General features: G+C 55.4%; 15 protein-coding genes. 13 read left to right on the forward strand and 2 right to left on the reverse strand.

Annotation, left to right across the window (positions count from 1 at the left end; translation table 11 throughout):
- Window positions 1–61 precede the first annotated feature (61 nt).
- From KUC_RS17105 to KUC_RS17130, 6 genes are all read left to right on the forward strand, one after another.
- On the forward strand, window positions 62–1,315 hold the full coding sequence (locus KUC_RS17105; protein ID WP_007114494.1) for a DUF945 family protein: 1,254 nt from the start codon (window positions 62–64) through the stop codon (window positions 1,313–1,315).
- A 258-nt stretch (window positions 1,316–1,573) separates the two neighbouring features.
- Window positions 1,574–4,090: an endopeptidase La gene (gene lon, locus KUC_RS17110; protein WP_007114495.1), complete on the forward strand. Its 2,517-nt coding sequence runs from the start codon at window positions 1,574–1,576 to the stop codon at window positions 4,088–4,090.
- Between the two features lie 170 nt (window positions 4,091–4,260).
- Entirely contained in the window at window positions 4,261–6,426 is a 2,166-nt protein-coding gene (locus KUC_RS17115) for a methyl-accepting chemotaxis protein (RefSeq protein WP_040481463.1), read from the forward strand.
- A 184-nt stretch (window positions 6,427–6,610) separates the two neighbouring features.
- A complete protein-coding gene (locus tag KUC_RS17120; protein ID WP_007114497.1) occupies window positions 6,611–8,818 on the forward strand; it encodes a methyl-accepting chemotaxis protein in 2,208 nt (735 codons plus the stop codon).
- A 207-nt stretch (window positions 8,819–9,025) separates the two neighbouring features.
- Window positions 9,026–10,870: a dihydroxy-acid dehydratase gene (gene ilvD, locus KUC_RS17125; RefSeq protein WP_007114498.1), complete on the forward strand. Its 1,845-nt coding sequence runs from the start codon at window positions 9,026–9,028 to the stop codon at window positions 10,868–10,870.
- A gap of 56 nt (window positions 10,871–10,926) precedes the next feature.
- Window positions 10,927–11,985, forward strand: a complete 1,059-nt coding sequence (locus KUC_RS17130; protein ID WP_007114499.1) for an oxidoreductase — start codon at window positions 10,927–10,929, stop codon at window positions 11,983–11,985.
- Between the two features lie 301 nt (window positions 11,986–12,286).
- Here KUC_RS17130 and nudE read toward each other — a convergent pair whose 3' ends face one another.
- On the reverse strand, window positions 12,287–12,928 hold the full coding sequence (gene nudE / locus KUC_RS17135) for an ADP compounds hydrolase NudE (RefSeq protein WP_244264840.1): 642 nt from the start codon (window positions 12,926–12,928) through the stop codon (window positions 12,287–12,289).
- A gap of 77 nt (window positions 12,929–13,005) precedes the next feature.
- On the opposite strand from nudE, the gene yrfG reads away from it, so the two are divergent.
- The 6 genes from yrfG to KUC_RS17165 all read left to right on the forward strand — a co-directional run bounded on the left by yrfG (window position 13,006) and on the right by KUC_RS17165 (window position 19,059).
- Window positions 13,006–13,698 (forward strand): GMP/IMP nucleotidase, encoded by a 693-nt coding sequence (yrfG, locus tag KUC_RS17140; RefSeq protein WP_040481465.1) that lies wholly within the window; start codon window positions 13,006–13,008, stop codon window positions 13,696–13,698.
- Entirely contained in the window at window positions 13,695–14,084 is a 390-nt protein-coding gene (locus tag KUC_RS17145) for an RNA-binding S4 domain-containing protein (protein WP_007114502.1), read from the forward strand. Before yrfG ends, KUC_RS17145 begins: the two co-directional genes overlap by 4 nt.
- A gap of 289 nt (window positions 14,085–14,373) precedes the next feature.
- Complete coding sequence (hslO, locus tag KUC_RS17150) at window positions 14,374–15,249, forward strand: Hsp33 family molecular chaperone HslO (protein WP_007114503.1); 876 nt, start codon at window positions 14,374–14,376, stop codon at window positions 15,247–15,249.
- 301 nt (window positions 15,250–15,550) lie between these two features.
- Window positions 15,551–17,107 (forward strand): phosphoenolpyruvate carboxykinase, encoded by a 1,557-nt coding sequence (locus KUC_RS17155; protein WP_007114505.1) that lies wholly within the window; start codon window positions 15,551–15,553, stop codon window positions 17,105–17,107.
- A gap of 186 nt (window positions 17,108–17,293) precedes the next feature.
- Window positions 17,294–17,791, forward strand: a complete 498-nt coding sequence (gene msrB / locus KUC_RS17160) for a peptide-methionine (R)-S-oxide reductase MsrB (protein ID WP_040481467.1) — start codon at window positions 17,294–17,296, stop codon at window positions 17,789–17,791.
- Window positions 17,792–17,844: 53 nt separating this feature from the next.
- Window positions 17,845–19,059 (forward strand): alpha-hydroxy acid oxidase, encoded by a 1,215-nt coding sequence (locus KUC_RS17165; protein ID WP_007114507.1) that lies wholly within the window; start codon window positions 17,845–17,847, stop codon window positions 19,057–19,059.
- Here the strand turns inward: KUC_RS17165 and KUC_RS17170 are convergent.
- The gene (locus KUC_RS17170; RefSeq protein ID WP_007114508.1) at window positions 19,049–19,909 is read right to left on the reverse strand and encodes a LysR substrate-binding domain-containing protein; all 861 of its coding nucleotides are present in this window, start codon (window positions 19,907–19,909) and stop codon (window positions 19,049–19,051) included. The two genes, KUC_RS17165 and KUC_RS17170, sit on opposite strands and share 11 nt — an antisense overlap.
- 123 nt (window positions 19,910–20,032) lie before the next feature.
- Between KUC_RS17170 and KUC_RS17175 the strand changes: the two genes are divergently transcribed.
- Window positions 20,033–20,263 (forward strand): DUF1127 domain-containing protein, encoded by a 231-nt coding sequence (locus KUC_RS17175; protein WP_007114509.1) that lies wholly within the window; start codon window positions 20,033–20,035, stop codon window positions 20,261–20,263.
- Window positions 20,264–20,540 lie beyond the last annotated feature (277 nt).

Below are 20,540 nucleotides of genomic sequence, written 5' to 3' on the forward strand. Positions count from 1 at the left end.
AGAGCAGTTGATAACTTTTTCGAGTGCGTTGGCTGCAAGGCGTTAGCTTCAAGGAGGTAGCATGCGCAAGGAACGTCTGATTGTCCCCACACTGGCGATCATCGCTGTGGTATGGATGGCAGTTCAGCTTCTCTCAAGCGTGCTTTTTGAGCGCAGCCTGCGCCAAGCGCTCGAAGACCTGGAGGCGCGTGGCGAGTGGCGCGTCAACCGAACTGAAAGTCGCCAGGGTTGGCTAAGTTCTCAAGGCCGGTTGATTCTGTCACCACTGCTGAGTCGTCCCTGGCGCCTTGAGCTGACCTATGACGCGCGTCACGGTATTTTAAGCACGGATGTCGAAGGCACTGTGTTACCCCGTCTCGATACCGTGCTGCAGCAAGCCGTGGGCGAAGTTACCGCCCCCTCTGTGCCGCGCTGGCAAGGGCGTTATCACACCCTGAGCGGTCACAGTGAACTGCGCCTTGCCCTTGCTCCCTTCGTTATTCAACAAAATGGCCGCGAGTTAGCCGTGCGCGGTGGTCGACTGCGCTTGGAAGGAGTCTTTGGCGATTGGCGGTTACGCGCGCTGTTTGACCAACTCACCCTGATTGATGGCATGGCCCAGATGGAACTAGGATCCACGGTGCTCGAAAGCCGTTACACCTATACCGAGGGTGCCTACCATTTTGCCCAGCGCGACCATCTGCATATTGAAATGCTGACGCTGAGCTACCCCTCCTACGATATTCAGCTTTCGCCCCTCGATCTAAACAGCCATATGGTGCTGGATGAGAGCGAGTTGCGTATTAAAGGCGACCTAGAAGTTGGTGATGTAATGGTGCCCTCTGAAGCGCCAGACATGCCGCTGCTCCATGGCCGTATAGAGATGGAACTCTCCCGCCTGAATGCCGATGCAGTTCGCCATATGATTCGTCGTTTGCGCCAGGAAGCCGCCTGGGGAGACGCTAGTCTGCCCATGGCCGAAGGGTTGCTGGCTCGTCTTGAGCCGGATCTGCGCAAAATGCTCAGCGACTCGCCGCGTTTAGATGTCATGACCGTTGCCATCGAGAGCCCATTGTTAGGTATTCGCCTGGATGCGGACGGCGCGCTGTTTTTTGATGCCCGCCAGTTGGATGAGCTTAGCGTGGTTAATCTGGACCAAAAGAAAGAGCAGGCGAAATGGCTGGAGCGTATTGATGGCGACTTCACATGGCACGAAGCGCCTACCGTCGCCGCGCTATGGTTAGGGCTGCCACTCGGTACCCGTGAACTGGAGTTTGATGTAGTGCGCGGCGTTTGGCGAGTTAATGGACGCCCGATGCCCGAGCTTTGGCCTTAGCCCTGTCATTGCGAACGTAGTGAAGCAATCTCGGGGTTATGCCACCGTCGCAAGTTCAGATTGCCGCGTCGCTGCACTCCTCACAATGACATATGAGAAAGCTCCTCTAAATGATCGAACTAGGCTCCTTCGCTTTGCAAAAGGGGCTAGCATTTTGCCATCAAACCTCCCTAAGGGTTGAAGTTTTGGCGCACTGCCCGCATTCCATGGACAACGCTAGGCGGTTCTTATCGCCGGTATCGGTTCATTGGAGGACGCATGAGCGACCAGGATTACGAACGCGACGCTGAACATCTTGACTGGCTAATTGACGACGAACAGTCATCAACCACTGATGATGCCCCGGGTAGTGATGAAGAGAATGATGAAAAAAACGCTGAAAAAAGCGATGAAAAGCCGGGTAGCAAAGAGTATCGCTCAGACGGCGAAAGGGTAAACTCCCTGGTGCCCGCCAGCGAAATGCTGCCCGAACGCATTTATCTCCTGCCTATTCATAACCGACCTTTCTTCCCCGCCCAGGTGCAGCCGCTGGTGGTTAATCGTGAGCGCTGGGAAGAGACCATGCGTCGTGTAGGCAACACGCCGCACCACACCCTAGGCGTTGCCTTTGTGGGTGAGCAGGGCGTTACCTCCTTGGGTCACGAAGACTTTCCAGAGATCGGTACCGCGGTCAAAGTGCATAAATTGAAGGGTGAAGACGATCAGATTCAGTTTATCGCCCAGGGCCTTCAGCGCTTTAAAATTACTCGCTGGCTCTCCAAAGAGCCGCCTTACCTAGTCGAAGTCACCTACCCTAAAGAGCCGGTTGACGCGGAGAACGAAGAGACCCGCGCCTACGCCATGGCGATTATCAACGGCATTAAAGAGTTGTTGCCGATTAATCCGCTGTATGGGGAAGAGCTCAAACACTACCTAAACCGTTTTAGTCCACATCAGCCGGGCCCGTTGACCGATTTTGCCGCCGCTATTACCTCTGCCAAAGGTCCCGAGCTTCAGGATGTGTTGGCCACCCTGTCAGTGGAAGAGCGGATGCAGAAAGTGCTGCCACTGCTGCGTAAAGAGATTGATGTAGCGCTGCTACAGGGCGAGATCAGCGAGCAGGTAAACGCGCAGATGCAGGATCGCCAGCGCGAGTTCTTCCTGCGCGAGCAGCTCAAGGTTATCCAGCGTGAATTGGGTATCTCCAAAGATGATCGCGAAAACGATGTGGATACCTTTAGAGCGCGGCTGGAGTCGCTGGTAGTGCCCGAGCGTGTTCAATCGCGTATTGACGATGAGCTCAATAAACTCAGCGTGCTGGAAACCGGCTCGCCGGAGTATGGCACCACGCGCAACTACCTGGATTGGCTAACCTCGCTGCCCTGGGGAGTAACCAGCCAGGATCAGTTGGATCTACCCCATGCCCGCCAGATACTGGATCGTGACCACGACGGCTTGAAAGATGTTAAAGAGCGCATCATCGAATTTCTGGCCGAAGGCACCTTTAAAGGCGACGTAGGCGGCTCGATTGTGTTGTTGGTCGGCCCGCCAGGGGTAGGTAAAACCTCCATTGGGCGTTCGATCGCTGAAGCCCTGGGACGTCAGTTTTACCGCTTCTCTGTAGGTGGTATGCGCGACGAAGCAGAAATTAAAGGCCATCGGCGTACCTATGTGGGCGCTATGCCCGGCAAGCTGGTGCAAGCCTTTAAAGAGGTCGAAGTCGAAAACCCCGTTATCATGCTGGATGAGATCGACAAGCTAGGGCAGTCCTTTCAGGGCGACCCTGCCTCGGCGCTGCTGGAAGTACTCGACCCCGAGCAAAACGTCGACTTCCTCGATCACTATCTCGATGTGCGCATGGATCTCTCCAAGGTGTTGTTTATATGCACCGCCAACACGCTGGATTCGATTCCTGGGCCACTGCTCGACCGCATGGAGCAGATTCGCCTCTCCGGCTATATCGCCGAAGAAAAGCTGGCGATAGCTAAGAACCACCTCTGGCCGAAGCTGCTTAAACGCGACAACCTGACGAAAAAAAGGATCGGTCTGTCGGATGCAGCTTTAAAGCAAGTGATTGAAGGCTACGCCCGGGAAGCCGGGGTGCGTCAGTTGGAGAAACAGCTGCACCGCATTGTGCGTAAATCGGCCGTTAAACTGCTCGAAGAGGAGCCCGAAACAGTCAAGATATCGGTTAAAAACCTGGAGGAATTCTTAGGTGCACCGATTTTCCGCAAGGAAAAAGTGCTTACCGGCGAAGGGGTTGTGACCGGCTTGGCGTGGACCTCCATGGGCGGGGCAACTCTGCCCATAGAGGCGGGCAAAGTACACTCGCTGGATCGCGGCTTTCAGTTGACCGGCAAGCTGGGCGAAGTCATGCAGGAGTCGGCCAATATCGCTTACAGCTATACGTTGGGTCATCTACAGGAGTATGGCGCCGATGCAGACTTCTTTGACTCGGCGTTTGTGCACTTGCACGTACCCGAGGGGGCTACGCCGAAAGATGGCCCATCGGCCGGTGTCACCATGACCACCGCGCTACTGTCGTTGGCCAAGCACCATGCTATCGATCGCCCCCTGGCAATGACCGGTGAGTTAACCTTAACCGGCCAAGTGCTCCCCGTTGGCGGTATTCGTGAAAAAGTGATTGCCGCGCGCCGCAGCGATATCTTTGAATTAATTTTGCCCGATGCCAATAAGCGTGATTACGAAGAGTTGCCGGACTACCTGAAAAAGGGAATGACGGTGCACTTTGCCAAGCGCTACCGTGATGTGGCCAATGTGGTGTTTGGCCGCTGATAGAGCGTTTATTTCATCCCTTGCAACGCTTATTTACCCTTTTATAGGCGCCTTACCCAAGTAAGGCGCTTTTTTTATATGTGTTCACTGGTTTGCTGACAAGAACCCTAGCGATAATAGATAGTGTAGGATTTAATAAATATTAAGAATATCTAATGCTTGGAGAACTAATGCGCAATAACCAGCCAGTGACACAACGAGAGTATGTTCTGAGCGAAGAGGCGGTACTCATTTCTCGTTCGGACTTAAAAGGCAATGTCACCTATGCCAATCCCACCTTCGTTGAGGTCAGTGGCTATAGCCGTGAAGAGCTGATCGGCGCCCCACACAATCTCCTTCGCCACCCTGATATGCCCGAAGCCGCTTATGCGGACTTCTGGAAAACGATTCAAGCGGGGGCAACCTGGCAAGGGGTGGTCAAAAACCGACGTAAAAACGGCGATCACTACTGGGTGCATGCGACTGTCGCGCCATTGCGTGATGGTGAGCGTATCGTTGGCTATACCTCTGTTCGTCGCAAAGCCTCTGGGAAAGCCGTTGCTCGGGCAGACAAAATCTACACAGAAATACGTGAGAAAGGTAAATCACGCCACTATGCGCTGGCTCATGGCACGCTGCGGCGTAAAGGCTTGACCGGCATGTTATCGCGCTTTCAGTTTACTAGCCTGAAAGCCAAGCTCACCAGTATGGTGGTGGCATCACTGCTGCTGCTGTGCTTTTCGGGTGGGTTGGGCGTATACGCGGTGATGATCTCCGGCGAGCGGTTGGAAACCATTAGTCGTTCAGGTTTGGGCGATGTCGCCTCGCTGCAGCATGTCGAGCGCTATATTGGCCAGGCGGTTGGCACGCTGGAACCGGCGGTGCGTAATCCCCGCCGGGCTGACCTGGATGCCGTCAACGCAGAAATTGGTCAATATACCGACGCCATGCAAACGCTATGGGCGGATTACTATGCGGATGACGCGGTCACTGTTGAGACCGCCCAGGCTTTTGATAGTGCGCTGAGCACATGGGTTGAAGCGGTGCAAACCACCCTTGTAGCGATTCAAGAGGGTAATGGCTTCGCAGCCTTTGAAGCCTTTAATGACGTCGTGGTACCCACCACTGAATCACTGCGCGGGATGAATAGCACCCTGGTACAGCAGGTGCGCGCCGATGCCGAAGCCTTGGTCGCCGAAGCGCAAGGCGGGCGTCAACAGTTGCTAATAGCGCAGCTGGTGCTACTGGCAGTGGGCTTTTTAGTCATGATCGGCCTGAGCGTGATGATTCTGAAAACGGTGTTTCGCAGCCTGTCTGGCGCGCGCTATATCACTTTCCAAATCGCGGCGGGTAATCTGGCCGCCCGGGAGCGGCGTCAAACCAACGATGAGTTGGGCGAGCTGCTCTACTCCCTGGACACCATGCGCTTCAGCCTATCCTGCATCGTCGGTGATGTAGAGAGCCGTGTCTCGGTGGTGACGCCAGCGATTCAGCAAATAGCCGCTGAAAACGAAGAACTCTCTTCGCGTACTGAGCAGCAGGCATCTTCGCTTCAGCAGACCGCCTCAAGTATGGAGGAGATGACCTCGACGGTTCAGCAAAACACTGAGAATGCCCGCCAAGCCACCGACCTGGCGGTGCAGAATGCCGCGAGCACACGTGACACTGGGCAGCAGATGCAGCAGTTGGTGGAACGCATGCAGCGTATCGCCCAGAGTGCTGAAAAAATGACCGAGATGATCAGCGTGATCGACGGTATTGCTTTTCAAACCAATATTCTGGCACTCAACGCCTCGGTAGAAGCCGCACGCGCTGGCGAGCATGGTCGCGGCTTTGCGGTCGTCGCTAGCGAAGTGCGCAATCTAGCCGGACGGAGCGCAGACGCTGCCCAGGAAATCCGTAAGATGATTGATAGCACCACCCAGGAAGTCAGCGGTGGGCGCAGTGCTGTCGAGCAGGCGGAGCGGGCAATTGAAGAGGTCTCTCAGCAGGTCAGTCGGGTCAGTGAACTAATGGAGTCGATCAGCACAGCGTCCAGCGAGCAGAGCAGTGGGATTGGTCAAATTAACTCGGCGATTGCCGAAATGGATCTTGTTACCCAGCAGAACGCCTCCAAAGTGCAGTCGATTGCGGCATCAGCCGATAACCTCTCCCTTGAAGCCTTTGAACTCGCCAACGTGGTTGACGCGTTCCGTTTGGAAGGCGCTCAAGATGAGAGCATCAAAGAGGCGCGGGCTAAGTTACAACGCGCTAACCAAGCACTCAGCAAAGCAGCGCACAGTTTACCCGACCCTTCCAAGCAGCGTGCTATGCCACCCTCAACGCAACCCCGCGCTGACCAGTGGGAAGAGTTTTAGCGCCTAAGCTTATTGGAACTAGGCAGGGGAACTAGGCAGGGGAGCTAGGTACTGAAAGGTAGGTAGCTGATTTGCCTCAATTCGTTTTACCACATGCCACCCTTCGCGGTGGCATGCTTTATGCATTGCCTCTAATCTAATTCTAATGATGGCGCAAGCCGTCAATAAAAAGTAGGGGATCTAAATGCGCAGTGCTAAACAGGCAACATCTTCGCAGTCTGTATCTAGGCAAGCGGTATCTGGCTTATACGAGTTAGCCGATGATGAAGTGCTAATTTCACGCTCGGATTTGCAGGGCAGAATTACCTACGCCAACCAAACCTTTGTGGAGGTGAGCGGCTACACCTTGGAAGAAATCATGGGTGAACCCCATAGCCTGTTCCGCCACCCCAGTATGCCCAAAACGGTTTTTCAGAACCTATGGAAAACCATTGAGGCCGGTAAGACCTGGCAGGGGCTGATCAAGAATCGCCGCCAAACTGGAGAGGCGTATTGGATGCATACCACCGTCGCGCCGCTGCTCGATGGTGACCGCGTAGTGGGCTATACCTCTATTCGGCGTAAAGCCTCGACTAGGGCGATTGCCCGAGCAGAGCGCGTTTACGCTGCTATGCAACAGGGCAAAACACGCGGTTTCAAGCTTCATTATGGTGCAATACGCAATACAGGCGTGCGCGGATGGGTAAAGCGTTTTAGTTTCAGTAGTATGCAGGCCAAATTGATGGGTATGGTGCTGGCTTCCGTGGTCTTGTTAGTGATTGCGGGGGCGGCGGGGGTGTATGGCTTAACCAGTTCCGCTGAACGGCTGCGCACCCTCAATCAAACCGGTCTTGAAGGCATTACCGATCTTCAGCAAATTGATCAGCGCGTTAGCCAAGTGATCCAGGCGTTAGAGCCTGCAGTGCGCAACCCGCGGCGAGCAGATATTGATGCGCTGGACACGCAATTAACCACTATGAGCGCCGACATTGAGCAGTCATGGCAAGGCTATACCGCGCAACGCGAAACGGGGAGTGTGCAGGAGGGGCTAGCGGCGCACCTCATAACCTTTAGCGAAAGTGCCGATACCACCCTGACCGCTATCCAAGATGGCAACGGGTTTGCCGCCTTTGAAGCTTTTAATGACACCGTGCAACCCACCTCTGAAAGTATTAGTGCCACTATCAACGTATTGGTTGATCAGGAACGAGCCGCCGCGCATACGCTGATGGAAAATGCTGAACGGCAGCAACAGGTGTTGCTTTACGGCCAGTTAGGCGTCTTGCTGCTGGGTATTATGTTGATGATCGGGCTGAGCATGGCGGTACTCAAATCGCTAATTAAATCGCTCAACGAGGCGCGACGGGTGACGTTCCAGATTGCCGCGGGTAACCTGGCTAACCGGGTGACCTTAAAGCGTGATGACGAGTTGGGCGAACTGCTGAGTTCACTGGAAACAATGCGCGCTAGCTTGTCGGGGCTGATTACTGAGGTGGGCAACAAAGTCGATGTGGTAACCCCCGCCTCTGAACACATCAAACAGCAGAATGAAGACTTGGCGTCGCGCACCGAGCAGCAGGCGTCCTCGCTGCAGCAAACCGCTTCTAGCATGGATCAAATGACCGCGACCGTGCAGCAAAACACTGAAAACGCCCGCCAGGCCAATCAGTTGGCCATGCAAAATGCGACGACCAGTCGGGAGACTGGCGAACGCATGCAGGCGCTGGTAGAACGTATGGAACGTATTGCTGCCAGTGCCGATAAGATGACTGATATTATCAGCGTCATCGACGGCATCGCCTTTCAAACCAATATTTTGGCGCTGAATGCCTCGGTGGAAGCCGCAAGGGCTGGCGAGCAGGGGCGTGGTTTTGCGGTAGTGGCTAATGAGGTGCGCAATTTGGCTGGACGCAGCGCCGATGCTGCTGGCGACATTCGCCGTTTAATTGCTGCCTCCTCTGAGGAGATTAACGGCGGCGCCCAGGCGGTAAGAGAGGCCGAAGCGGCGATTGAACAGGTCGTTACTCAGGTGATGAAAGTCAGCGATATTATGGAAGAGATCAGCACCGCGTCCGATGAACAGAGCAGCGGTATCGCGCAAATAAATACCGCCGTCTCGGAGATGGATCACGTTACCCAGCAGAACGCCTCCAAGGTGCAGTCGATTTCCAGCGCCGCTCAAAACCTCACCCGCGAAGCCTTGAGTCTGGCCAACGTAATCGCCGCTTTCCGTTTAGAGGGCGCAGCCGAGGAGAGCAGTGACACGGCCCGCGAGCGTTTGCTCAAACAAGCAGGGCTTGCGCCCACTCCATCATTAGCGGCAGCTTCCCAGGCGTTAACCTCACCTCAAGGCCCCTCATCTCTGCGTACTGCTCATGCCCAGCCTGCCGAAGAGGCATGGGAAACCTTCTGATGGATCGGCGCCATGGAGGGCGCTTCACTCTCTATCTGGACTCTTTATCTGGACTCTCTATCTAGCTTCTACATCTAGTCTCTGCGCAGTGCTCATGCCACAATCAAAAACCACTGATATTTTTCAGAATAAGCCTAGCCCGCGGCTTTGCGTGCTGTGGGCTAATAAAAATAGAGCATAGCTATTTATTAGAGAGTAGAGGGAACCATGCCAGAGTATCGCTCACGTACCACCACCGCTGGTCGCAATATGGCCGGTGCCCGCGCGCTGTGGCGCGCCACTGGTATGCAAGACGGCGACTTTCAAAAGCCGATTATTGCGGTAGCCAACTCCTTTACCCAGTTTGTGCCGGGCCATGTCCACTTAAAAGATATGGGCCAGTTGGTGGCGCGGGAGATTGAGAAAGCCGGGGGCGTCGCTAAAGAGTTCAATACCATTGCGGTGGATGACGGCATCGCCATGGGCCATGACGGTATGCTCTACTCGCTGCCCAGCCGCGACCTGATTGCCGACAGCGTCGAGTATATGTGCAACGCCCACTGCGCCGATGCGCTAGTGTGTATTTCCAACTGCGACAAAATCACCCCTGGGATGCTGATGGCCGCTCTGCGCCTCAATATTCCGGTTATCTTTGTTTCCGGTGGCCCCATGGAAGCGGGTAAAACCAAATTGCTCAACCACGGGCTGGATCTCGTCGATGCCATGGTCATGGCTGCTGATGACAGCGTAGATGATGAAACCCTCGCGGAAGTAGAGCGTAGCGCCTGCCCTACCTGCGGCAGTTGTTCGGGGATGTTTACCGCCAATTCAATGAACTGCTTAACCGAAGCGTTGGGTCTGGCTTTGCCCGGCAACGGCACCGTGCTGGCGACTCATTCGGATCGCCGTCGCCTGTTTGAAACCGCTGGCCACCGCATTGTCGAGCTGGCCAAGCGCTGCTACGAAGGCGACGAGGCGCACCTGCTACCGCGTGCCATTGCCTCCAAGGCAGCGTTCAAAAACGCCATGACCCTGGATATCGCCATGGGCGGCTCTACCAACACCATTCTGCACTTCCTGGCGGCGGCCCAGGAAGCCGAGGTGGACTTCACGATGGCGGATATCGACCGCCTTTCCCGTGAAGTGCCGCAGCTTTGCAAAGTCGCGCCCAATACCCAGAAGTATCATATTGAAGACGTTCACCGGGCCGGCGGCATTATGGCCATTCTAGGTGAACTGGATCGTGCCGGCGTGCTGGATACCTCGGTGCCCACCGTGTATGGCGATAGCCTGAAAGCCGCGCTGGATGAGTGGGACATCATGCGCTCGCCCAGTGCGGAAGTGGTCGAGTTCTTTAAAGCCGGCCCGGGGGGCATTCCCACCCAAACGGCGTTCTCGCAAAGTGCCCGCTGGCCGAGCCTGGATGGCGACCGTGCTACCGGCTGTATCCGCGACCTTGAGCACGCCTTCTCCCAACAGGGCGGTTTGGCTGTGCTCTACGGCAATATCGCGCTGGATGGCTGCGTGGTCAAAACCGCCGGAGTCGACGACTCGATCCTGGTGTTTGAAGGCCCCGCCCATGTGGTGGAGTCCCAGGATCAGGCGGTTGCCGATGTGCTGGCGGATAAGGTCAAAGAGGGCGATGTAGTGGTGATCCGCTACGAAGGCCCTAAAGGCGGCCCCGGCATGCAGGAGATGCTCTACCCGACCTCTTATCTCAAGTCCAAAGGGCTAGGCAAGGCCTGCGCGTTACTGACCGACGGGCGCTTCTCTGGCGGGACCTCTGGGCTCTCCATTGGCCATGTCTCCCCGGAAGCTGCAGCGGGTGGCGCGATTGGTTTGATCGAGCAGGGCGACCTGATTCGTATCGATATTCCCAACCGGGCGATTAACGTCAAACTGGCGGATGCCGAGCTGATGGCTCGCCGAGAAGCGATGGAAGCCAAGGGCGCCACGGCCTGGAAACCCGCCGAGCAGCGTCCCCGTAAGATAACCCCTGCGCTTAAAGCCTATGCGCTGTTGGCGACCTCTGCTGACAAAGGGGCTGTTCGGGATCTAAGCAAGCTCGACTGATATGCGCAACTGAAACACACAGCTAAAACACACAATCAGCCCGAGTAAGGAATCAAATGAAGGCGATTATAAACGTTGGATTAGTCGGCTACGGTTTCGCTAGCCAAACCTTCCATGCACCGCTGATCCAGGCCACGGAAGGCCTGGATTTGGTGGCAGTATCGTCGAGCGATGCTGCCAAGGTAGGGGCGTCGCTTCCCAATGTTGAGGTTGAGAGTCAAGCGATGGCGCTATGCCAGCGTCCTGATATTGATCTGGTTGTTATTCCCACCCCTAACGACACGCACTTTTCGCTCGCCAAGGCGGCCCTAACGGCGGGCAAGCACGTAGTGGTCGATAAACCGTTCACGGTCACACTGTCAGAAGGAAAGCTGCTTAAAAAGTTGGCAGATGACAAAGAGTGCCTATTGTCGGTGTTTCATAACCGCCGTTGGGATAGCGATTTCTTGACCGTTAAGGCCCTGCTTGAGGCGGGAACACTAGGGCGAGTGGTCAATTTTGAATCCCATTTTGATCGCTTTCGCCCGGAAGTACGTGACCGCTGGCGTGAGAAGGCCACACCCGGTGGTGGCATTTGGTTTGACCTAGGGCCGCACCTTTTAGATCAAGCCTGCGAGCTGTTTGGTATGCCCCAGGGTATTCTGCTGGAACTAGGCGCGCTGCGAGATGGCGCCAAGGCCGACGATGACTTCCTGGCGCTGCTCGACTATGAAGACTTCCGTGTTACCTTGGCGGCAGGCACGCTGGTGGCCGAACCGACGCCGCGCTTTCGGATTAATGGCACCCAAGGCAGCTTCATAAAATACGGCTTAGACCCACAGGAGGATCGCTTAAAAGCAGGTGAAGTGCCGACATCACAGTGGGGCGAAGATAGCCAACATGGCACCCTGACGCTGCGCGAAGGGGAGGGTGAAAACGCACCGCTAACGCGTCGTGAGCTTGCGACCCTGCCGGGGGACTACCTTGCCTATTACCAAGGTATTGCCGCCGCTATCCGTGATAAGGAGCCGCTTCCGGTGAGCGTAGAAGATGCTCTACGCTCAATGGCTTTGCTGGAAGCCGGGCTGGATAGCCACCGCCAGCGGCGCTGGATCGCATTGAAAAATCATCTTTAGAGAGTAGCGCGGGGGATAAGTCGCTTCTGCGTGTGAGGGAGCCTTCTTATTATGTCATTGCGAGGAGCGTAGCGACGCGGCAATCTCAACCAGCGGCGGCATAACCCCGAGATTGCTTCGCTTCGCTCGCAATGACACTTCGCTTGTCATTGCGAGGAGCGTAGCGACGCGGCAATCTCAACCAGCGGCGGCAGTATAACCCCGAGATTGCTTCGCTTCGCTCGCAATGACAAAAATGAGATTACTTCACTCACGATGACATCGACCCACCGCGAGCGAAGCTACCTCCCGTCAAGATACTTCAAAGAAAATTCGTCTCACTATTGCGCTTATCTTCCCGCAACCTGTCTCGGGCGATATAAAGCGCGGCGATGGCGCGGGCTTCGTGAAAATCTTCGCGCAGTAGCAGGGCGGGTAGCTCCTCAATGGCGTGCGTTTCCACAATCAGCGGCTCAGGCTCATCCCCCGGTAGGCGCTTGGGGTAAAGGTCGGTGGCGAGCAGCACCTGCATACGGTGGCGCATATAGTTAGGCGCCAACGAAAGCTCGACCAGCGGCTCAATACGGTTCGCGCCAACGCCACACTCCTCCATCAACTCGCGGTTGGCCGCGGTGATGATATCTTCGCCGGGGTCGACCAACCCCTTTGGCAGGGTGAGCACATAATCTTCAAACCCCGCCGCATATTCGCGGATTAGCAGCACATGGTCTGGGTCAGGCATCGCCACCATCATGACCGCACCGCGATCAGCGCCGGTTAAACGCTCAAATTGGCGCTCTTCACCATTAGAAAAGCGCAAATCAAGTGACTCAATCTGAAATAAACGGCTTTGAGCAACGCTCTTGCGAGCCAATATTTGTGGCTTTTGCTGGTAACCCGAGCGTTTAATGCTGCCATCTTCAGGGTGATTCACGGGGGCGCGCGTTGGGGGGAAGGTAGACATAAAAGTGTGTCTCCATGGCTGGTAAAAGGGGGTTAAGCTACAATAGCACGCTTACTCCTAACGTGACTGGAGCGGCAATGATTGATTGGCGCGAGATAGACACCGTCCTCTTAGATATGGACGGCACGCTGCTAGACTTACACTTCGACAGCCACTTTTGGCTGGAGCATCTGCCGCGGCGCTACCGCGAACTGCACCATCTGGATGAGGCCTCTCAAGAAGCGCTGCGCGCGCGCATTATCGGTGAACAGGGCACCTTAAACTGGTACAGCTTGGCGTACTGGAGCCGTGAGCTGGGCGTAGATATCGTCGCTCTGAAGCGCGAAGTCCAGCACTTGATAGGCCTGCGTAGCGACGCCCTGGATTTCCTTAAATGGCTAAAACAGGCCCACCCGAGGGTCGTGCTCGCCACTAATGCCGATCGTGCGAGTCTTGCACTGAAGCTGCCGCTCACCGGTTTGGAAAGCTATCTGGATGCGATCGTCTCTTCTGAGGACGTGGGTGCGGCCAAAGAGGAGCAGGCGTTTTGGTTTGCGCTACAAGACATTGAAGCCTTTGACCCTGTGCGTACGCTGTTTATCGATGACAATGCCCGCGTGCTTGAGAGCGCTCGTGAGTTTGGCATTAAGCATTTGCTGGGCATTAAACAGCCCGACAGCCAGCGACCTGAAAAAGAACTACAGGAATTTATTGCCCTTGATCGTTTTGCTCACCTGCTACCCGAACAGTTTCCAGAGCCGCTGTCAGACGCCCAAGGAGTGCCTAAATGAGCGAGAGCGTACGCTTGGACAAATGGCTCTGGGCCGCGCGTTTTTTTAAGACCCGCGCACTGGCCAAAAAAGCCATCGAGGGCGGGAAAGTGAATTACGATGGTGCCCGCGCTAAAACCAGCAAGCAGGTGGAAATCGGGGCGCTTATTCGCGTGCCCCAGGGCTGGGAAATTTTAGAGGTAGAGGTTTTATCACTTTCTGATCAACGCCGCGGCGCACCGGAAGCGCGCACGCTCTATGCGGAAACCGAAGAGAGTGTGCAGCGGCGGGCTAAAGAGGCCGAAGCAAGGCGCCTCACTAACGAGGCGATGCAGCATCCGCTCAAACGCCCTGACAAAAAGCAGCGCCGCGATATCCAGCGTTTCCAGCGCCATCAGGGCGAGTAGCGGGACTATCGTAGTTGATAATGAATCCCTTTAATTCCGCCCTATAACCGGATCCGAGGGCAGGTTGAAGCGAGGGTCTTTTGCCAGGGCCGGAAAAAGCTCCCTGCTATTCCGGCATTTCCGCCATCCATGGCGGTCAGATGGCAAAAGTAGCGCCCAAGGATGGGTTCACAGCGCCCTCGCGGAAAGCTGCCCTCGGCACTGAGGCGTGTGGATTGTCTACTGTGATTATCCTGAGCTTAGTAGCCTTAGCCACCAATAAACCAGTTAAACCTTAGGTTGCCAAATTATGTCCGATCAAATTCAACGCTTTATGTTCGATCACACCAATGTCCGGGGCGAGATCGTCACCCTGGCGGGCGCCTACCACGAAGTGTTGGATCGCCACGCCTACCCACCGGCGGTGAATGAGCTGCTGGGCGAACTATTAGCCGCCGTGGCGCTGCTTACCGATACCGTTAAGTTGGATGGCACGCTAAGTATCGAAGTGCGTGGACGCGGCGTGCTTTCACTATTAATGGCCGAATCCAACCCCGGTGGCGAACTGCGCGCGATTGCCCGCATAGCAGAAGACGCCGCGCTGCCTAGTGAGCATGCCAGCTTCCGCGAACTGGTGGGCGAAGGCCAGATCGTAATTACCCTCGATCCCCGCGAAGGTAATCGCTATCAAGGTATTGTGGCGCTGGATCAAGAGTCCCTGGGCGGCTGTCTGGAAGCCTATTTCAGCCAGTCCGAGCAGTTGCCAACCCGCCTCTGGTTAGCGGCAGATGAGAAGCGTGCGGGCGGGTTACTGCTGCAGCGGTTACCGGAAGAGTCACAAAACCAGGATGTTGATGCCTGGGATCGCAGCGTACAGTTAGCCGATACGATTAAAACAGAAGAGCTGCTCGGTCTTGAGCAGCGCGAAGTACTGCATCGTCTCTACCACGAAGAGACCGTGCGCGTATTTGACCCCAAAGCTCTGCGCTTTGGCTGTACCTGCTCCCGCGATCGCATGAGCTATGCGCTACACTCCCTAGGCAAGGAGGAACTGCGCGATATTCTCCAGGAACAGGGCGCGATCGATACCCAATGCCACTTTTGTCACACGAAATATCACTACACAGCGGCGGATATTGAAACTTTGTTAGACGACCCTGAAGCGCCATCACCTACGATTCACTAATTATGTAGTCGAAAGCGTGAGCAAGCGCGTTTTCCAGCAGTGCTAGGAGCTTCAGTGGATTCAATGAATTCGGCGTTTCATGCAAACGGATGTTTGAATATTTACTGCGCTGCAACACAAAATGTAGTGCCTTTGTAGTAGTTTAACTACAAGATATTTGATCTTCGCCCCCGTTTCCTGGGGGCTTTCTTTTTGCCATAATGCGCCGAACTTCAGCGCGCCCATCCGGTTTTGCAGTGGTTGGGATGAACTTTATGGCGTCGGTGACGCCCGGTAACTCGAGAGAAGCCCAGGAATCGACATGACCCAGACTCAAGCCGCTCCCCAAGCCCACGTTAATCTCACCAGCGCCGAATTGATCGAGCGCGCTGTGGCACGTGGCGAAGGCCGCCTCTCGGCCAACGGTGCCTTGGTAGTAAATACCGGCCTGCGTACCGGCCGCTCACCGAAAGACCGTTATATCGTCGACGAGTCCTCCACAAGCAGCCAAATTGATTGGGGGAACGTTAACCAGCCCTTCGATGCCGACAAGTTCAAAGCCTTGTGGGACCGGGTTAATGACCACCTGGTCAGTCAGGAATATTTTGTTTCTGAGCTGCACGTTGGCAGTGATTCCGCTCACTACCTGCCGGTGCGTGTCACCACCGAAACCGCTTGGCAAAACCTGTTTGGCCGTACCATGTTTGTGCGCCCTATGGCCTACAACCAAGCGGTTAAAGATGAGTGGCAAATCCTTAACGCCGCAGGCTTTGAGTGTGACCCTTCTCGCGACGGCACCAACTCTGATGGTTGTGTGATCATCAACTTCGCCGAGAAAAAAGTGCTTATCGCTGGCATGCGCTACGCCGGTGAAATGAAAAAAGCCATGTTCTCGGTGCAGAACTTCCTGCTGCCGGCCGCCGACGTACTACCGATGCACTGCTCGGCAAACGTGGGCGAAGATGGCGAAACCTGCCTGTTCTTCGGTCTCTCCGGTACTGGTAAAACCACTCTTTCGGCTGACCCGGCGCGCTTCTTGATCGGTGACGACGAGCACGCTTGGGGCGACGGCATTGTCTTTAATATGGAAGGTGGCTGCTACGCCAAATGTATCGACCTTTCTGAAAAGAATGAGCCGGTTATCTGGAACGCTATTAAATTTGGCACCGTACTCGAAAACGTGGTGTTGGATGATCGCCGTGAGCCTGACTACGCCGACGACAGCCTGACCCAGAACTCCCGCGCCGCTTACCCGCTAGAGCACGTTGAGAAGCGCGTAGCAGAAAACCTGGCAGGCGAACCAAATGCCATCGTGTTCCTGACCTGCGATATGTCTGGCGTACTGCCCCCCGTGTCGATTCTTTCCAAAGAAGCCGCGGCGTATCACTTCTTGTCTGGCTACACCGCCAAAGTGGGCTCCACCGAAATGGGCTCCTCTGAAGGTCTGGCAGCCACGTTCTCTACCTGCTTTGGCGCACCGTTTTTCCCGCGTCCTGCCCGTGAGTACGCAGACTTACTGATCAAGCGTGTCGATAAGCAGGATGCTCAGGTTTACTTGGTCAATACTGGCTGGACCGGCGGCGCTTACGGCGAAGGCGGCTCACGTTTCTCTATTCCGACCACACGTGCCATCATCAGCGCGATTCAGTCTGGCGTGCTGCGCGACATCGATACCAAGCACATCGATGGTCTCAATTTGCAAGTACCGCTTGCCGTGCCGGGCGTCGACTCCAGCCTGCTCGACCCGCGTGAAACCTGGCAAGATCGTGACGCCTATGATCGTCACCTCAAAGATTTGGCGACCAAATTCGTCGACAACTTCAAGAAATTCGAAGGCGTCAACGAAGCAATCATCAAGGCGGGCCCTCAGCTAGGCTAAACATTAGCGGATCTAAAAAAATGCGCGCCGGTGTAAGTAATCGGTCGCAGGGGCGACAAAGACGTTAGAATCTATCGAGGCTAGCAACGATCGACGTTAGCAAAGATCGAGGTCAGAATGGGACAGTGCTCAGGCACTGTCCCTTTTTTATTGGTTTTCCTTGCCGATTACGACGGGAGCGACACCATGAAAAGACGTCAATTTTTAGGCCTAGCAGGACTCACCAGCTTAGTGGGGGCGATACCCGGTCTTTCGTTTGGCTTTCCGCGCTTAGACCTTGAGGCTGCCCCTGGGTTGGAAATGCTGGAACTTAGTGAAGCCCAGTGGCGTGAACGGCTTACCGACGAAGCCTTTAATGTGCTTCGTAAGCACGGGACTGAACCTGCCTTTTCAAGCCCCTTGGATAAAGAGTGGGGAGATGGCGAGTACCGTTGCGCTGGCTGTGATCTATTACTTTTCAGCAGTGAAATGAAATATGATTCTGGTACCGGGTGGCCAAGCTTTTTCGAGCATGTAGAAGGGCATATGTTGACCGAGCTGGATTTCAAACTGGTTTGGCCTCGCACCGAATATCATTGTGCCCGTTGCGGCGGTCATCAAGGCCACGTATTTGAAGATGGCCCCGATCCTACCGGCTTGCGCTGGTGTAATAACGGCGTTGCCCTGCGCTTCGTGCCTGCCTGAATTAGCGAGCCAGTTAGGTGGGTGCGATATAAAACAATGATTTGGAGCGTTGCGTGAAAAAATGGTTTCAAGGGCTGGGAACTCAAAAAAAGCTCGCCAACATCCATAACTTGCACGATGTTGAGCGGCTAGCGCGGCAGAAGCTGCCCAGACCCATTTTTGGCTATATCGACCATGTCGCCGAGGATGGTCGAACCCATAGCGCGAACCTGACCGCGTTTGATGAGTTCCACTTTTTGCCCAAAGCCTTTGTCAATGTGTCGCAAATTGATCTGCACACCGAGCTCTATGGCAAACGCTACGCAGTCCCGTTTGGTATCGCCCCCATGGGTATTAGTGCACTCTCTACTTATCAGGGCGACTTAGTGCTGGCGCGGGCAGCGGCGAAGCGCAACCTGCCAATGATAATGAGCGGTTCATCGCTGGTACCCATGGAAGAGGTGGCCAAGGTGGAGGGCGCGGACTGGTTCCAAGCGTATCTGCCGGGAACCCCAGAAGGTATTAAAGCGCTACTGGCGCGTATCCAGCGGGCCGGTTTCACAAAACTCGTCGTTACGCTCGACTACCCGGTACCCCCCAATCCCGACAATTTTCGTCGTTCTGGGTTTACATCGCCGCTGGAGCCAAGCTTGCGACTCGCCTTCGATGGCTTGATGCGCCCAGGCTGGCTGTGCAATACCTTCCTGCGCACCTTATGGAAGCACGGCATGCCGCATTTCGAAAACAACCATGCCGAGCGGGGCGCGCCCGTGATCTCCCGACAAGCCGCGCGGGATTTTTCGGGGCGGCGCCATTTTGACTGGGGCTATCTCGATCTTGTGCGGCGCCTATGGCCCGACGTATTGATCGTTAAAGGTGTGCTCAACCCTGATGATGCGGTACGTGCTCAGCAGGCGGGGGTTGATGGCATTATTCTTTCTAACCACGGCGCTCGCCAGTTGGACTGCACCATCTCGCCCCTACAGGTGCTGCCCGAGATCAAGCGTCGCGTGAGTGGCATCCCCATTATGATCGACAGCGGCTTCCGCCGTGGCACCGACGTGATCAAGGCGCTGGCGCTAGGGGCTGACTTTGTCTTTGTGGGGCGACCCTTCAACTACGCTGCCGCCTGCGCGGGGCAAGCCGGGGTAGAGCATGTTGCCGATCTTTTACAGCGTGAAATTGAGCGCAATATGGCACTGCTAGGGCTGACCAGCCTTTCACAGCTAGACCGGTCGTGCCTCTACCAACCAGCAATTGGTGAAGAGCCTCGGTTTATTACAACCTAAACCCTTCAACAATATGCTCCGCTAAGCTATCGATAATCGGCGATTGGCTGGAAGAGGTGCGCTGCAAAACGATGGACGCCTCCGGCAAGGCGGGAAAACCCTCCTTTTCACCCAATATCTGCATTTCTGCGGTGACTAAGCTGCGCATCCAAGCAGAAACTGCCAACCCCGCGCCAACAACCGCTTGTAGCGTCGCCAAGCTGGGGCTGCTATAGGCGACTCGATAGGCCCGGCCTGCTCGGTCTAATGCATTGCAAGCATGACGACGACAAAAGCAGGGCGTTTCAAACATGGCTAGTGGTACTGGCGTCTGTAAATGGGTGCTGTGACTCTCTGCCGAGACCCATACGGTGGTTTCCCGCCTCAATAGGGTGCCAATCTCATCGCCTATTTCCCGCGTCATAATGATTAGATCCAGGCTCCCTTGCGGCTGCTGGGAGAGCACCGAAGAGGGCGCGCAGTGCACATCGACATCCACCAGTGGCCAGGCTTGGGAAAAGGTTTTCAGAATACCGGGTAGGAAACGCATCACGTAGTCATCCGGTACGCCCAGGCGTACCCGGCCCACCATGTCGGGCTGACGCAAAAGCGTTAGTGCCTCACCCTGTAGCGATAGAATTTTGCGCGCATAGCCCAGCAACGTATGACCTTCGCTGGTCAGTTGCAGCGGCTTGCTTTGGCGCACAAACAGGGGGCGCTGAATGACGTCTTCCTCTAACCGCTTAATTTGCATACTCACGGCGGATTGCGTGCGGTTCACCGTTTGAGCGGCACGGGTAAAACCGCCCTGGTCGACAATGGCAACAAAGGTACGCAGCAGCTCGTGGTCGATCGTGGGTAGCATAGCCATCAGTATCAATCTTGTTGATGTTGTGTATAAGGAGTATTCGTTGGATTGATTGTAGGCGCTGATCAATACTTCCTTCAACGCCTATTTGATAGGCCGTTTTAAGCGACTATTAAGGAGGTTGAAATGGAGTGCTCAGTCATCTGCCATCAAAACGCACAGCGCCAGCAGGCGGAGCAGCGTGCAAACACAGTAACCTGGCGGGAAAGGCTCTACCGCTGGCGGCAGCTGCGTCGCGAACGCTATGCGCTGCGCCATTTAAGCGACGACATGTTGAAAGATATTGGCATTAGCCGCGAAGCTGTTCAACGCGAATCGCATCGGCCTTTTTGGGATGACCGAGGCTGGCGCCGCTGATCGAGATTGCCACGTCGCTGCGCTCCTCGCAATGACATATGGGGAAGACTCCTTGCAATGACATATGGGGGAGGCTCCTCGCAATGACATATGGGGGAGGCTCTTCGCAATGACATATGAGGTGCCATTTCGTGCTTCTGTTGTCATTGCGAGCGAAGCGAAGCAATCTTGGGGTTCCTTGCCGATGCCAGTCAAGATTGCCGCGTCGCTGCGCTCCTCGCAATGACAGGTGAAGTGGCGATCTCGGTTTTGTCATTGCGAACGCAGTGAAGCAATC

It is taken from the genome of Vreelandella boliviensis LC1, assembly GCF_000236035.1.
GTDB classification, from domain to species: domain Bacteria; phylum Pseudomonadota; class Gammaproteobacteria; order Pseudomonadales; family Halomonadaceae; genus Vreelandella; species Vreelandella boliviensis.

Excerpts from the sequence above, each read along its gene's own strand:
- KUC_RS17105 (WP_007114494.1), top strand. The coding sequence starts at position 62 with ATGCGCAAGGAACGTCTGATTGTCCCCACACTGGCGATCATCGCTGTG.
- lon (WP_007114495.1), top strand. The coding sequence starts at position 1,574 with ATGAGCGACCAGGATTACGAACGCGACGCTGAACATCTTGACTGGCTA.
- KUC_RS17115 (WP_040481463.1), top strand. The coding sequence starts at position 4,261 with ATGCGCAATAACCAGCCAGTGACACAACGAGAGTATGTTCTGAGCGAA.
- KUC_RS17120 (WP_007114497.1), top strand. The coding sequence starts at position 6,611 with ATGCGCAGTGCTAAACAGGCAACATCTTCGCAGTCTGTATCTAGGCAA.
- ilvD (WP_007114498.1), top strand. The coding sequence starts at position 9,026 with ATGCCAGAGTATCGCTCACGTACCACCACCGCTGGTCGCAATATGGCC.
- KUC_RS17130 (WP_007114499.1), top strand. The coding sequence starts at position 10,927 with ATGAAGGCGATTATAAACGTTGGATTAGTCGGCTACGGTTTCGCTAGC.
- nudE (WP_244264840.1), bottom strand. The coding sequence starts at position 12,928 with ATGTCTACCTTCCCCCCAACGCGCGCCCCCGTGAATCACCCTGAAGAT.
- yrfG (WP_040481465.1), top strand. The coding sequence starts at position 13,006 with ATGATTGATTGGCGCGAGATAGACACCGTCCTCTTAGATATGGACGGC.
- KUC_RS17145 (WP_007114502.1), top strand. The coding sequence starts at position 13,695 with ATGAGCGAGAGCGTACGCTTGGACAAATGGCTCTGGGCCGCGCGTTTT.
- hslO (WP_007114503.1), top strand. The coding sequence starts at position 14,374 with ATGTCCGATCAAATTCAACGCTTTATGTTCGATCACACCAATGTCCGG.
- KUC_RS17155 (WP_007114505.1), top strand. The coding sequence starts at position 15,551 with ATGACCCAGACTCAAGCCGCTCCCCAAGCCCACGTTAATCTCACCAGC.
- msrB (WP_040481467.1), top strand. The coding sequence starts at position 17,294 with ATGAAAAGACGTCAATTTTTAGGCCTAGCAGGACTCACCAGCTTAGTG.
- KUC_RS17170 (WP_007114508.1), bottom strand. The coding sequence starts at position 19,909 with ATGGCTATGCTACCCACGATCGACCACGAGCTGCTGCGTACCTTTGTT.
- KUC_RS17175 (WP_007114509.1), top strand. The coding sequence starts at position 20,033 with ATGGAGTGCTCAGTCATCTGCCATCAAAACGCACAGCGCCAGCAGGCG.